This window comes from Streptomyces polyasparticus (genome assembly GCF_014493765.1).
GTDB lineage: Bacteria > Actinomycetota > Actinomycetes > Streptomycetales > Streptomycetaceae > Streptomyces > Streptomyces polyasparticus.
In genome coordinates, this window is record NZ_JACTVJ010000005.1 from 150,903 (window position 1) to 164,578 (window position 13,676).

The following is a 13,676-nucleotide window of genomic DNA, read 5'->3' on the forward strand; positions in this document are numbered from 1 at the left end:
CCTGTGACGAATCGGCGAGTATCCAGCTGACACAGATGTGACGGTCCGTCATGCCTGATTGTCCGCAGGCCTTGCGTGCCCCCGGGGAGTGCTGACTCATCGACTCGGACATGGAATGAAGGTCTCAACATGACCAGCTCTCCCCAGCGTCGCGGCCGGGACATGCGGGCGCAGCGGCACCTGAAAGCCGCACTCGCATCCTCCACCCTCGCAGCGGCCGCCCTGCTGGCCTCCTCCAGTAGCGCCCAGGCCGCAGATCAGGATGAAGTGCCCCATGCACAGCGGCATGTGACGATGCATCAGGATCGCGCGAAGGGCGAGGAACGGGCTGGTAGGGGCAGCCCTGCGGTACGGGGGGCCGACCGCTCCCGCCGCAGCGCGGCACAGCAGCCCGAACTGCGGGACGAGGACTCAACTCCGCCCCCCGCTGCGCTGGAGCAGGTCGGCGACCCGGTCGAGGACGGGGAGAAGAGCGCAAGCCGTCGGACGCCGGAGGAGACCTCGCGTCAGCAGTCCGGCGCAGGACAGGACCCTGCGGAGCGCCCAACCGCCAACAGCAGTCCCCGGCAGCGGACTGGTGCCGAGCAGCCCGGGGTGACAGACCGCAAGAGCGGCCGGGTCCAGCCGACGGCCCGTACGGCCCCGGCCTCCGATGCCGCCGCCGTGTCGCTCCGGCGTCAGCGGGCCGGCGGGCCGGTCGCACCGGGTGAGACGTTCGAGTACACCATCGCGGTGACCAATCACGGCCCGTCGGTGGCCAAGGACGTCAAGGTGCGCGACGAGTTGCCGGCGCCGCTGGAGTTCGTCTCCTCGAAGGACGGCTGCACAGCTCAGGGGCAAGTGGTGACCTGCACCCCGCGTGCGGAACTGGGCGTCGGCGAGAAGGCGTCGTGGGTGATCACTGTGCGTCTGGACCCCGACTACGCGGGGGACGGCTCGGACATCGCCAACGTGGCGGAGGTTGAGTCCGCGACCAAGGACCCCAACGACGGCAACGACACCGGCCCCACCGGGGGCTCCGGGCTTCCTGAGGGTGGCCGCCCGGCCTCGCCCGCCGCCGACGTCGCCATCACCAAGGTCGCCAAGAGCGACAAGCCGGTCTCTCCGGGGACCACCTTCGACTACGAGATCACGGTGACCAACCAGGGGCCGTCGACGGCCAAGGGCATCGCGGTCACCGACACGCTGCCCAAGGCGCTGGCGTTCGTGTCCTCCGCCGAGGGCTGCACCGGCGACAAGGGCGCCTACGGATCCACGGTGACGTGTCCGGAACTGCCGGAGCTGAAGCCGGGTGAGAAGAAGACGTTCACCGTCACGGTGCGGCTGTCCCCCTCGTACGACGGGGACGGCACCGACGTGGTCAACACCGCCCAGGTGACGGCGAAGACAGCCGACCCGAAGCCGGACAACAACAGCGCCACCGCGTCCGGGCTGCCGGGACAGACCGGGTCGGCCCCTGTCCCGGCCGAGGCCGACCTGGCGGTCCGTGCCCAGGACATCACCGGCACGGTCGTCCCAGGAACGGTTGCACGCGGGCAGGTCACGGTCATCAATCACGGGCCGTCCACCACGCGTCAGCAGGCCATGGTCGACATCACCCTGCCCGCGCACGTCACCGTACGGGGCACGGGCGTGCCCGCGGGGTGCACCGTTCGTAACGGCGGCAAGACGCTGCACTGCACCATCGAGGCGGGTCTGGAAGCCGCGCCGGCCACGGGCGGCAGGGCTTCCGGCAGTGCCGCACGCCGCAAGGCCGATTCCTCGGTGACGCTCTCCTACCCCGTGCAGGTCGACGCCGACGCGCCCCTGTCCACCACGCTGACCGGCGGCAAGGTCACCGTGTCCAGTCCGGAGGACAGCAACGCAGACAACAACACGGACACCTTCATGGTGACCACTGCCGCGCAGGGCAGTGCGGACCTGGCCACCACCAAGACGGCGATCCTGCCGCCCGGCCAGTCCACGGTCGGCCCCGGTGACACCCTCACCTACCTCGTCAAGGTCACCAACAACGGTCCCTCCGACGCGGAGAACGTCAAGGTCACCGACCGGCTCCCGGACGGACTGCTCTTCAAACGCGGCACCACCGGCTGCACCGCGAGCGGCCAGACGGTCACCTGCCAGGCCGGACGGCTGGCGGCCGGGCGCAGCGTCGAGTTCGACATCGTCGTACGCCTCTCCCCGGCCTACCAGGGCACCGGCAAGGACCTGGACAACATCGCCGCCGCCTCCTCCACCACACCCGACCCGAACCCGGGCAACGACCAGAACCCGCCCGGCACTTCGGGCCCCGGCGGCGGCCCGCTCATCATCACCACCGAGCCCCCAGCACTGGACGAGAACGACAACGACGAGAACCCGCCCGGCACTTCGGTTCCTGGCAGCACGCCCACCGACACTCCCCGGCCCCCGGCACTGGCCCAGACCGGCGACGACGCGCCCCAGTGGACGCTGTGGGCCACCGGACTGCTCCTGGCCGGCGGCGCCGGTCTGATGTACGCGGCACGCCGCCGCACCAGCTGACCTCGGCCCGGCCACTGACCTTGGGGCGAACGGAATCCCGCTCGCCCCAAGGCATCCCTCGTACGTGTGCGTCGCGGTCCGGCAGCGTGCCGCGACACACGCCAGGAAAGGAAACGGCAGAACAGTGCAGACCAACACCGCTCCATCCCGGCCCTCTCGGCCACAGCCCGGACGCGCCCTGCGCGGGCGCCGCGCCGCAGCCCTGACCACCACGATGCTCACCGCGCTCGCGCTGGCCCCGCTGGCCGCGGCCGCGCCCGGACCCGACACCCCCGCCCAGCCCGAAGCCCGGTCGCAGGCCACCCGGCAGGCGGCGCCGGTCGCCTTCCCGTATCTCAACGGCTTCGACGGCCCGACGTCGGACACCGTCCTGACCGGCACCGCCAAGTACGACGACAAGGACACCGGCGGCTGGCTGCACCTGACCACGGCGAACAGGCACGAGTCGGGCAGTTGGCAGATGAACCGTGACTTCTCCACCGACCTCGGCGTGGTCGCGGAGTTCACCTACGCCACCTATGGCGGCAACAACCATTGCTTCCCCTTGACGGGCTTTTGCAATGGGTACGGCGACGGGCTGACGATGTTCTTCGCCGACGGCACCGCCCCCAACGGCGTCGGCAACACGGGAGGCGCGCTGGGCTACATCGGGGTGCCCGGGGCGTTCCTGGGCGTCGGCTTCGACGAGTACGGCAACTTCTCCGGCGAGTACGGCGGCCCGGCCCAGTTGCCCGAGAGCATCGTGCTGCGCGGTGGCGGCACCAAGGTCGACGGCAAACTCAACGGCTACACGTACGCGACCGGTGTGAAGGGGCCGGGCGACACCGTCATGACCAAGGCCGGCCGCAGGCAGTTCCGGACCGCGAAGGTCAGCGTGGTGCCCAAGGACGGCAAGCTACTGGTCTCGGTCGCCTCCAACACCGGCCCCGGCACCCCGATGCAGCAGATGATCGACAACTACGACATCTCGACGGTCGCGGGCCAGCCCGCGCTGCCGGAAACCCTCAAGCTCGGCTTCTCCGCGGGCTCGGGCGGCTCCACCAACAACCACGACATCGGCGACCTCAAGGTCAGCCTCCCGGTGGAGGTGTCCGTCAAGAAGACCGCCCCGGCCACCGTGCCGTCCGGAGGGAAGCTGGAGTACAAGGTCACGGTCGCCAACGACCAGACCAACGACGCCCCCGGCACCAAAGTCAAGGACATCATCCCCGCGGGCCTGACCGACGTGTCCTGGACGTGCCAAGCCTCCGCCGGAAGTACCTGCGGCCAGGCCTCGGGCAGCGGCAGCAGGCTCGACACCACCACCGACCTCAAGCGCGGCGGCACCGCCACCTACACCATCACCGGCACCGCCATCGCCACTCCGGGCACCGAGATCATCAACACCGCCACCGTCGAGCCGTCCGCCAGCGTCACGGACATCGATCCCACGGACGACTCGGCCGACGCCACCACCAAGGTGACCTCCGGCCCGACCGACGTGGCGGCGCAGAAGGAGCTGGCCAGCAACGACCCGGTCAAGCCGGGCGACACCTTCGACTACAGACTGACCGCCCGCAACTACGGCCCGGCCGCCACCACCAACGTCACCATGACCGACGACCTGCCCACCCAGCTGTCCTTCGTCTCCTCCCCGGACGGCTGCACCGCCACGGGCCAGAAGGTCACCTGCCCCGCGGCCGCCCAGATGGAGGTCGGCGGCTCCAAGACCTGGACCGTCAAGGTCAAGCTGGACCAGAACTACCAGGGCAACGGCAGCGACATCAAGAACACCGCCACCGCCACCTCGGACGCGCCGGGCGACCCCAAGCCGGAGAACAACACCAGTGCCCCGGTCGGCATCCCCGGCGGCAGTACCCAGCCCGAAGCGGCCCTGCGCACCGAGAAGAAGACCACCACCACTACCCCTGTCCCGCCGGGCGGAACCTTCGCGTACGAGGTGAAGGCCATCAATGACGGGCCCTCGGCGGCCGAGGACGTCAAACTGATCGACGACCTGCCCGAACAGCTGTCCTTCGTCTCCTCCACGGACGGCTGCACCGCCGTCGGCCGCAAGGTGACCTGCCCGGCAGACGCTCCGCTGGCGGCCGGCTCGTCCCGTACCTGGACGTTCATCGTCCGTCTCGACCCGGCCTACACGGGCGACGGCAGTGACATCAAGAACACCGTCACCGCCTCGTCCTCCACAGCGAACCCCAACCCCGGAGAGGGCACCAGCCCGCCCGCCGGGCTGCCCGGGGACACGACCGGTGAGTCTTCCGCCGATCTGGATCTGACCAAGATCACCTCCTGACTTCCGGGGCCGGGCCGTCCGCAACACCCCACACAGCCCTGCCCCGGAGCACGGCCGCCATCCCGCGGCGGCCGTATCACCCCCACACGCCACAGCTCCCGGACATCGACCGCGCTCGCGTGCTCTTCGTGACCGCGCACGGCGCCGTCACGCCCGCGCTCGCGCGGACGCTCCCGGACGGCCGTGGCACAACCGAGGAAGAACAGAGACCGACATGACGACGACCAAGAGACGGTGGCGCCTCGCTTCGGCCACCGTGGTGGCCACGCTGTCCTGCGCAGTGCCCCTGTGCGCCGCCCCCACCGCCCTGGCCCAGGCCACGACAGCTCCCTCCCCCACCAAGGCGGGCGCTGACCTCTCCCTCACTGCCGACGTGACGATCCAGCGTCCGCACCAGTCGGCTGCCACACGCGGTATGGCGCCCGTCCCGCCCGGCGGGATCGTCACCTACACCCTGACCGCCAAGAACAGCGGTCCCTCCGTCGCCAAGAACGCCAAGGTCACCGACACCCTCCCGGCAGGTCTGACCTTCGTCTCCTCCACGGACGACTGCACCGCCGCGGGCCAGAAGGTCACCTGCGGCCCCGTCGACGTGCTGGCCGTCGGTGCCAGTAAGACGTGGACCTTCCAGACACGCGTCGACTCCGGCTACACCGGTGACGGCACGGACCTCAAGAACAATGCGGTCATTTCCTCGGACACCAAGGACCCCCAGGGCGCGAACAACTCCGCCTCCGCCGAACTGCCCGGCGGCGGTGGGATCGGCACGCCGAGCGCCGATCTGTCCACCGAGAAGACCGCGGTCGGCACGGAGAAGGTCTCCCCCGGCCAGGAGTACGAGTACACGATCACCACGAAGAACGCCGGCCCCTCGGACGCCACCAAGGTCGTCGCCACCGACAACCTCCCCGCGCCGATCTCCTTCGTCTCCTCCTCCGACGGCTGCACCGCCGAGGGGCAGACGGTGACCTGTACCGCCGACGTCGTCAAGAACGGCGCCGCCAAGTCCTGGACCTTCAAGGTCAAGCTGGATTCCGCCTACAAGGGCGACGGCACGGACCTGAAGAACACCGCTTCCTCCAGCTCCGAGGTCGAAGACCCCAACTCCGAGAACGGCGAGAGCACGCCCGTCGACCCGCCCGGCGCGGAAGAAGGCGAAGGCGGCATCATCGGCAAGCCGAGCGCCGATCTGTCCACCGAGAAGACCGCGGTCGGCACGGAGAAGGTCTCCCCCGGCCAGGAGTACGAGTACACGATCACCACGAAGAACGCCGGCCCCTCGGACGCCACAAAGGTCGTCGCGACGGACGAGCTGCCGAAGCCGCTGACGTTCGTCTCGTCGAGCGACGGCTGCACGGCCACGGGGCAGACGGTGACCTGTACCGCCGACGTCGTGAAGAACGGCGCCGCCAAGTCCTGGACCTTCAAGGTCAAGCTCGACCCGGCCTACACCGGTACCGGCAGCGACATCAAGAACACCGCCTCTTCCAGTTCCGAGGTCGATGACCCCAACTCCGGCAACGGCGAGAGCACGCCCGTCGACCCGCCCGGCGGCACCGTCGCCGAGCCCCTGGCCGACCTGGAGGTGACCAAGACCTCCTCCTGATCCAGGCCCTCAGGGGGCGGGTCCGGCACCCCAGCCGGGCCCGCCCTTGCGCTGTGCCCAGGGCCGGGCGGGGAACGTCCTTTGCCGAGTCCGGACTTGCCTCCACCCCTGCCCGGTCCATCGCCCTCGGGCTGCTCCGCCGCCTTCGGCTTCAGGTTCCCTGTCACCAACACCGTCGAAGTACCTGGACCATGAAGGCCGAACCTGCCTGAACGGCGACCGTCCGGACCACGTGGAGGCCGTAGGACAGCTTCTACGACATGTGCCGGGTCGTGGCCAGGGAGGGGCCGAGGATCAGGACGGGGGCGTCCTGGTGGAGGGACACCCATCCGCGGGGCTCCTGGTTTCGAATAGGTTCTGGGAAGCGGTGGCCGCGGGAGGCTGCCGACTCTGCGGGGCCGGGCGGCTGCCGGCTGCGAAATGGAGAGGGGAACTGTGGTCATCTGGGGCGACGATCCGTCCTCGGCGCTGGTGACCGGGCCCGTGGCCCGGGCACCGCGGGCGGCAGTCCTGTTGCTGCACGGCGGCCGGGAGAACGGGGTGGACGCGCCGCCGCTCTGGAATCTGCCGGGGCTGCGGATGCGGCCGTTCGCGCGGGCCGTCGGGCGGGCGGTCGACGGGCACGACGTGGTCGTGGGCAGGGTGCGGTATCGCTGCCGGGGTTGGAACGGCGCGCGCGAGGATCCGTTGCACGACGCCCGCGCGGCGCTTGACGCCCTGGAGCGGCGATTCGGCGAGATCCCCACCGTGCTGGTCGGACACTCCATGGGCGGCCGGGCCGCCCTGCGCGCAGCCGGGCATCGTCTGGTGCGCGGCGTGGTCGGGCTCGCGCCCTGGTGTCCCGAGGGTGAGCCGGTGGAGCAGCTGGCCGGACGCCGTGTCGTACTGCTGCACGGCGACATGGACCGTACGACCGATCCGCGGGCGTCGGCCGCCTACGCGGCACGGGCCTCGAAGGCCGGCGCCCAGGCGTGCCTCGTCCTGGTCGACGGCGCCGGTCACGCGATGCTGCAGCGGCCGCGAACCTGGCATGCGCTGACCGCCGGATCGGTGACGGGTCTGCTGGGCCTCGGCCCGCTTCCCCCGGTGATCGCCCGGTCCTCGGGGGCCGGCGGCGGGCCTGTGCGTGTGGGCTGACCGGCCCTTCCCCTCCTCGCCTGACCTTCCCCTGACCTTGCCCTCCACTGCTCTTCCCTGCCCTCCTCCCCCGCCCTGCGCACCTCCCCAACACCAACACCTCCCCCGCGCCACCACCTTGCGACATTTCGGACTTCTCTCTCCGGCGACCAATCCGTCCCCGCCCGTGCTCCGAATCACTGGTGAAGCGCTGATCGCCCTGCCGTCCCCGCCCGGGACCGCCACGATGTACGGAAGGCCGCAAGCATGAGCGACGAGGGAGTCCGGTGAGAGCCACGGAGCGTGCGGATGCGAGTCCTCCCCCGCCGCGGGGCAAGGATCTGGCGGAGGCGCTGACGGCCGTCGCCCGGGGAGACCAGGAGGCGTTCGCCGAGGTCTACGACGCGGTGAGCGCGCCCGTGCTCGGCCTCGTGCGCAGCGTGCTGCGCGATCCCGCGCAGTCCGAGGAGGTCGCGCAGGAGGTGCTCGTGGAGGTGTGGCGGACCGCCGCCCGGTTCCGGCCGGAGAAGGGCAGTGCCATGACGTGGGTGATGACCTTGGCCCACCGCCGCGCGGTGGACCGGGTGCGTTCCGTACAGGCGTCGACCGAGCGGGAGCACAAGGCCGCGCTCCTGGAGCAGACACCCGCGTACGACGAAGTGACCGAACAGGTCGAGTCCCGCCTGGAGCAGCAGCGGGTGCGCCGCTGCCTCGGCGCTCTCACCACCTTGCAGCGCGAGGCTGTGACGCTGGCCTACTACCGGGGGCTGACGTATCGCGAGGTCGCCCAGCTCCTCACGCTCCCCCTGGGCACCGTGAAGACCCGGCTGCGCGACGGGCTGATCCGGCTGCGTGACTGCCTGGGGGTGACCGCATGAACTCCGCCGATCTGCACACCGCCACCGGCGCCTACGTGCTGCACGCGCTCGCTCCCGCCGAAGAGGCCGAGTTCGAGCGCCACTTGGCCGCCTGCGAGGCGTGTGCCCAGGAGGTCGAGGAGCTGGCGGCGACGACCGCGCGGCTCGGTCTCGCGGTGGCCGCACCGGTGCCCGACCGGATGAAGGAGCAGGTGCTGCAGCGGATCGCGACGGTGCGCCAGGAGCCTCCGCGTGTGTCGGCACGCGGGCGCGTGCGGTCCTGGACCCGTTCCCTGCCGAAGCTCGCGCTGGCGGCCTGTCTCGCGGCGGCGGTGACATCCGGCGCACTCGCCGTATGGCAGCACCGTGCCGCCGAGGACGCACGGTCACAGGCGCGGCAGGCGGAGCAACAGGCCGCGGACCTCGCCTCCGTGCTGGCCGCCCCGGACGCCAAGGTGTCCGTCGGTGAACTCGCCGACGGTGCGCGCGGCACGGTGGTCGTCTCGCGGACGCAGGACCGTGCCGCCTTCATCGCCGCGGGCCTGCCCGAACTGGGCGACGGCAAGGTGTACCAGCTGTGGTTCAACGACGGTGACGCGATGCGCCCGGCAGGTCTGTTCAGCGGTGCGGGTGCCGAACGTGCCGTACTGCTCGACGGGCGGATCGACGGGGCCACCGGTATGGGCATCACCGTCGAGCCCGCGGGCGGCTCGCCGGAGCCGACCACCGAACCCGTCGGCCTCATGGACTTTCCCGCGTGAGCTGCTTGCCCACGTGAGCCGCGTCCCCGTCGGTTCGCCGCCGGCCTCCGGTTGTCCGGCAACCGGAGGCCGGCGTGCTCGCGTAACCGCCCTGCGCGCTCGACGGGTTCACGCGCGCCCGCGCCCCGAGCCGGGCGCGCGCGGCGGCCGGGGAAAGAAGCCGCTGACGCGCTCGCGATAGGCGGCGTAGCCGGGGCGCTCGGCCATATGGCGTTCCAGGAGCGCCTTTCCGCTGCCGCGTGTGAGCAGCAGGCTCATCACCACCGGGCCGATCAGGGTCGCCGCGGCCGCGGGCAGGTGGTCGCAGGTGATCAGGAACAGGCCCCACCACACGCAGAAGTCACCGAAGTAGTTCGGGTGGCGGGTCCAGGACCACAGTCCGCGGTCCATGATCCGGCCGCGGTTGCCGGGATCGGCCTTGAACCGGGCCAGTTGGAAGTCCCCGATGCTCTCGAAGGCCATGCCGGTGAGCCACAGGAGCAGACCGGCGAAGGCCACCCAGGTCACCGGGCCGGTCACGTATCCGGCGGCCTGCACGGGCAGCGACACCAGCCACACCAGGGCGGCCTGCAGCAGGTACACCATGCGGAACGCGTACGCGGCTCTGCTGCCCGGCGCCTTCGCGAGCAGCCGCTCGTAACGGGGGTCCTCACCGTGGCCGCGTCCGCGCCAGGCGATATGGGCGGACAGACGCAGACCCCAGAGCACGGTGAGGACGGTGACGAGCAGCCGCCGGGTGTCGTCCCCCTGGCCTGCCGACAGGACGTACGAGACGAGCGCCACCGCGCTGAACGCGAGGCCCCAGGCCACGTCGACGAGACGGTGCAGGCCCTTGCGGACGGCGACGGCGAAGGTGGCCAGGAGGACGGCGAGGGACGCGGCCGCTGTGGCGGCGAGGTGGAGGGCGAAGGGTTCCCAGGCGAATCCGTGCACGGTCAGTCTCCTTTCCGGGCGCGCCGGTCGATGGAGGAAGGCGGCACAGCGGCGTGCGTGCCGGCGTGTGCGTCGCTGGGCCATGGCGGTAAGCCGTCGTACGAGTCGGCGGTCGACGTCGGCATGCCGTCGTACCAGGTGGCGAGCGAAGGCGGCATGCCGGAGGTGCCGTCGGGGCCGGGCCGGACCGCCAGGATCTGGTCGACGCCCATGCGGCGGGCTTCGAAGGCCTGGCCGCCGCCCACCAGATACAGCCGCCACACACGGGCGGTGGGCTCGCCGACCAGGGCGACGAACGCGTCCCAGCGCTCTTCGAGGGTGTCCCGCCAGGCCGCGACGGTGCGCGCATAGTGCTCGCGCAGGGATTCGGTGGCGCGCACTTCGAGTCCGGCGTCCTCGAGCAGTCCGACGGTCTGTCCGAGCGGGCGCATGTGCATGTCGGGGGCGATGTACGTCTCGATGAACGCGCCGCCGCCCGGTGCGTGCGCGCCACGGGACATCTGCTGCAGCAGCAGACGGCCGCCCGGCCGCAACACCCGGTGCAGGAGCCCGGCGAAGGAGGCGTACTCGGCGTCGCCTACGTGCTCGCCCATCTCGATACAGCTGACCGCGTCGTACGGGCCCTGCGGCGCCTCGCGGTAATGCGCCAACCGCACGTCCACCAGGGACTCCAGACCCCGTTCGCGTACCGCCGCGCGCACGTGGTCGTACTGGCGGCGGGCCAGGGTGACGGCGGTGACCCGCACCGTGTGCTTCGCGGCGGCGTACAGCGTGAGCGCGCCCCAGCCGCAGCCGATGTCGAGCAGACGCGCGCCGGGGCGCAGCGCGAGCTTGCGGCAGATCAGCTCCAGCTTGTCGCGCTGGGCCTCGGCCAGGCCGTACTGCGGATCGCCGCAGGCCCAGTACGCGCAGGAGTACGCCATCGACTCGTCGAGCAGCAGTGCGTAGAAGTCGTTGGAGAGGTCGTAGTGGTGGCTGATGGCGGCCGCGTCCCGTGCGGTCGTGTGGCGGGTGCCGCGCAGGCGCGCCCGGCCGGCGGGCGCGGGCGGTCTGGGGCCGAGCGCCCCGAGCCTGGCCGCGCTCAGTGCGGCCCGGGCGAGCCGGCCCGGTCCGGGGCGCGGCAGGGACAGCGGGGCCTCGCGCAGCGCGCGCAGTCCGTCCGCGAGGTCGCCCTCGACGTCGATCTCGCCGCTGATGTACGCCTCGGCCAGGCCGAGTTCGCCGGGCTGCCACAGCAGGCGGCGCAGCGCCCTGCGGCTGTGCACCACCAGTACGGGGGCGTCGGCGGGGCCGCTCTCGCTGCCGTCCCAGGTGCGCAGCCGCAGCGGGGGCGGGGCGCCGAGGAACTCCGTGAGGAGGGTGGTGAGCCGCTGGGCCGTCGAGGTCATCGGTGCGCTCCGTCACGGGTCGGGCCGGCCTGGGCAGCCGACGGTTTGGTGAGGAGGAAGTGGTGCAAGTCGAGGTAGCCCGCGCGAAAGCCCGCCTCGGAGTAGGCCAGATAGAAGGTCCACATCCGGCGGAAGGTGGCGTCGAAGCCCAACTCGGCGACGGCGGCCGACCGTTCGGTGAAGCGTTCGCGCCACAGGCGCAAGGTCTCGGCGTAGTGCGGCCCGTAGGCCTCGCGGCTCTCCACGCGCAGGCAGGTGTGGGCCGCGACGGTGTCCTCGACGGCGCGTGCGGAAGGGATCAGCCCGCCGGGGAAGATGTACTTCTGGATCCAGGTGTGCGTGCCGGCCGATGCGCGCATCCGGTCGTCCGGCATGGTGATCGCCTGCAGGGCGATCCGGCCGCCGGGCGCGAGCAGCCGGTCCAGGCAGGCGAAGTAGTCCGGCCAGTACTCCCTGCCGACCGCCTCGATCATCTCGACGCTGACGACGGCGTCGTAGGTCCCCTCGATCTGCCGGTAGTCGCACAGGTCGACCGTGACCCGGTCCTCGAAACCGGCTGCCCGGATACGGCGGCGGGCGAGCGCCTGCTGTTCGGCGGAGAGCGTCACGGACCGCACCGTCGCCCCGCGTACGGCGGCGCGCAGCGCCAACTCGCCCCATCCGGTACCGATTTCGAGCAGCCGAGTGCCCGGGCCCACCCCGCACAGGTCGAGCATCCGGTCGATCTTGCGATGCTGGGCCGCGGGCAGTGCGGGCCAGGTGGCGGGCAGGCGGTCGAAGACCGCGGAGGAGTAGCTGAGCGTCTCGTCGAGGAAGAGCGCGAACAGGTCGTTGGACAGGTCGTAATGACGGTGGATGTTGCTGCGTGCGCCGGTGAGTGTGTTGCGCTGCGCGGCGGGCTGGCGTACGGCCCACAGGCCGCGCAGGCGCTGCAGGGACGCGGGAAGCAGCGTGGCGGCGTTCGCGGCCAGCACCTCGAGCACGCCGACGAGGTCGTCGGCCTCCCACTCGCGCGCCATGTAGGACTCGCCGAATCCGATCAGGCCGCCCACGGCGATCCGGCTCATGAACGCGGGCACGTCATGGACGGCAAGGCGCGGCCCGCCCTGCCCCACCGCGTCCCCGTGGCCCAGCTCGACCCGTAGCGGCAGCCGGTCCAGGGCCCTGCGCACGACGACCTGCGCCACCGCCCGCCGCGACGCCGAACAGGCGGGCACGGACGCCACGTCGGGCCAGCGTCCGGCATCGATCACCGCGTCCGCCGCACGGCCGGCGGAGGGCTCGCGCGAGGACTCGCACGACGCCTCGGACGAGGACTCCGAGGCGAACGAGGGACCGGGGGAAACAGACGTACTCACTGCATTCCTTTCTGTCGGGGAGAAGAGGGCCGTGGCAGCACGCTCAGACCGTGCAGCCACAGGCGGATGCCGTGCCGGCGGATGGCCGCGGCCACGGCGAGGGAAGGCGCGGGGCGACGCAGCAGCAGCCGTGCGAGCTCGCGGCCGGTCGCCGCCCGCCGCTCGCCGCGCACGGTCGCGGTGAACGGGCGGGCGCCGTCCTGGTGCAGGTGCACGGTCAGGCTCAGGTGTTCGCCCGGGACCGGCAGCCGCATGCGGTACGTGCCGTCGACGGCGAAGAACGGCGAGACGTAGAACTCCTTGTCCACCGTGAAGTCCTGCCGTGCCCCGCTGTCCGAACCGCTGCCGTGCGCGGGGGCGGCGGGTTCACCCGACTCGGCCGAGTCGGCGGGCAGCAGATAGGCATGCCGCTCGCCATAGGTGTTGTGCACTTCGGCCACCACGCAGCGCAGCTGGGCATCGAACCCGTAACACCAGTACAGGGTCAGTGGGTTGAACACATGGCCGAGGGCGCGGGCGTTGCCGAGCATGAGGACCCGGCCGCCCGCCAGGTCGACGCCGTGCGCGCCGAGGAACCTCTCCAGACCGGCCCGGATCGTCCGGTCCCGGCCCGCGAAGTGGTCCCGGCCGTCGAACCGGGCGAAGGGCCGCAGGGGGTGGGGCAGCACCGGGAGCCGGTCCAGATCGACCAGCCACAGGAAGGTGCGGTGGCCCAGGGTGTAGGGCGTGGGAAGGGTACGGACGTGGGTGACCGTGCTCGGATACAGGGCGGGGGTCACCGGGTGCGGCGCGGGCTCGGTCCGGTGCCGCGCGCGCATCGTCCGGTGCGGCGCGGGCTCGG

The 13,676-nt window shown here is 71.5% G+C and carries 10 protein-coding genes; 6 read left to right on the forward strand and 4 right to left on the reverse strand.

Translation table 11 applies throughout. The annotated features are described in order from the left end of the window. The first annotated feature begins 129 nt into the window (after nucleotides 1–129). The 6 genes from H9Y04_RS09155 (at nucleotide 130) to H9Y04_RS09180 (ending at nucleotide 9,156) form a co-directional block, all read left to right on the forward strand. Nucleotides 130–2,523 carry a CLIPPER-2 domain-containing protein gene (locus H9Y04_RS09155; RefSeq protein ID WP_187813235.1) on the forward strand — a complete coding sequence of 798 codons (2,394 nt, stop codon included), beginning with the start codon at nucleotides 130–132 and terminating at the stop codon, nucleotides 2,521–2,523. A 124-nt stretch (nucleotides 2,524–2,647) separates the two neighbouring features. Then, nucleotides 2,648–4,816 (forward strand): lectin-like domain-containing protein, encoded by a 2,169-nt coding sequence (locus tag H9Y04_RS09160; RefSeq protein WP_187813236.1) that lies wholly within the window; start codon nucleotides 2,648–2,650, stop codon nucleotides 4,814–4,816. Nucleotides 4,817–5,030: 214 nt separating this feature from the next. Continuing rightward, nucleotides 5,031–6,422: a DUF11 domain-containing protein gene (locus H9Y04_RS09165; RefSeq protein WP_187813237.1), complete on the forward strand. Its 1,392-nt coding sequence runs from the start codon at nucleotides 5,031–5,033 to the stop codon at nucleotides 6,420–6,422. A gap of 420 nt (nucleotides 6,423–6,842) precedes the next feature. Then, entirely contained in the window at nucleotides 6,843–7,559 is a 717-nt protein-coding gene (locus H9Y04_RS09170; protein WP_187813238.1) for an alpha/beta hydrolase, read from the forward strand. Between the two features lie 266 nt (nucleotides 7,560–7,825). Further along, the gene (locus H9Y04_RS09175) at nucleotides 7,826–8,416 is read left to right on the forward strand and encodes a sigma-70 family RNA polymerase sigma factor (RefSeq protein WP_187813239.1); all 591 of its coding nucleotides are present in this window, start codon (nucleotides 7,826–7,828) and stop codon (nucleotides 8,414–8,416) included. Continuing rightward, nucleotides 8,413–9,156: an anti-sigma factor gene (locus H9Y04_RS09180; RefSeq protein WP_187813240.1), complete on the forward strand. Its 744-nt coding sequence runs from the start codon at nucleotides 8,413–8,415 to the stop codon at nucleotides 9,154–9,156. Before H9Y04_RS09175 ends, H9Y04_RS09180 begins: the two co-directional genes overlap by 4 nt. 108 nt (nucleotides 9,157–9,264) lie before the next feature. Here the strand turns inward: H9Y04_RS09180 and H9Y04_RS09185 are convergent, their stop codons facing one another. Genes H9Y04_RS09185 through H9Y04_RS09200 form a run of 4 tightly spaced genes read right to left on the reverse strand, consistent with a single transcriptional unit; the run spans nucleotide 9,265 to nucleotide 13,653 of the window. Beyond that, nucleotides 9,265–10,089: a DUF1295 domain-containing protein gene (locus H9Y04_RS09185; RefSeq protein ID WP_187813241.1), complete on the reverse strand. Its 825-nt coding sequence runs from the start codon at nucleotides 10,087–10,089 to the stop codon at nucleotides 9,265–9,267. A gap of 2 nt (nucleotides 10,090–10,091) precedes the next feature. Continuing rightward, nucleotides 10,092–11,477, reverse strand: coding sequence for a class I SAM-dependent methyltransferase (locus H9Y04_RS09190; RefSeq protein WP_187813242.1), 1,386 nt, complete (start codon nucleotides 11,475–11,477; stop codon nucleotides 10,092–10,094). Further along, complete coding sequence (locus H9Y04_RS09195; RefSeq protein ID WP_187813243.1) at nucleotides 11,474–12,835, reverse strand: class I SAM-dependent methyltransferase; 1,362 nt, start codon at nucleotides 12,833–12,835, stop codon at nucleotides 11,474–11,476. The genes H9Y04_RS09190 and H9Y04_RS09195 overlap by 4 nt, the downstream gene beginning before the upstream one ends. Beyond that, nucleotides 12,832–13,653, reverse strand: a complete 822-nt coding sequence (locus tag H9Y04_RS09200) for a DUF1365 domain-containing protein (protein WP_187813736.1) — start codon at nucleotides 13,651–13,653, stop codon at nucleotides 12,832–12,834. Before H9Y04_RS09200 ends, H9Y04_RS09195 begins: the two co-directional genes overlap by 4 nt. Nucleotides 13,654–13,676 lie beyond the last annotated feature (23 nt).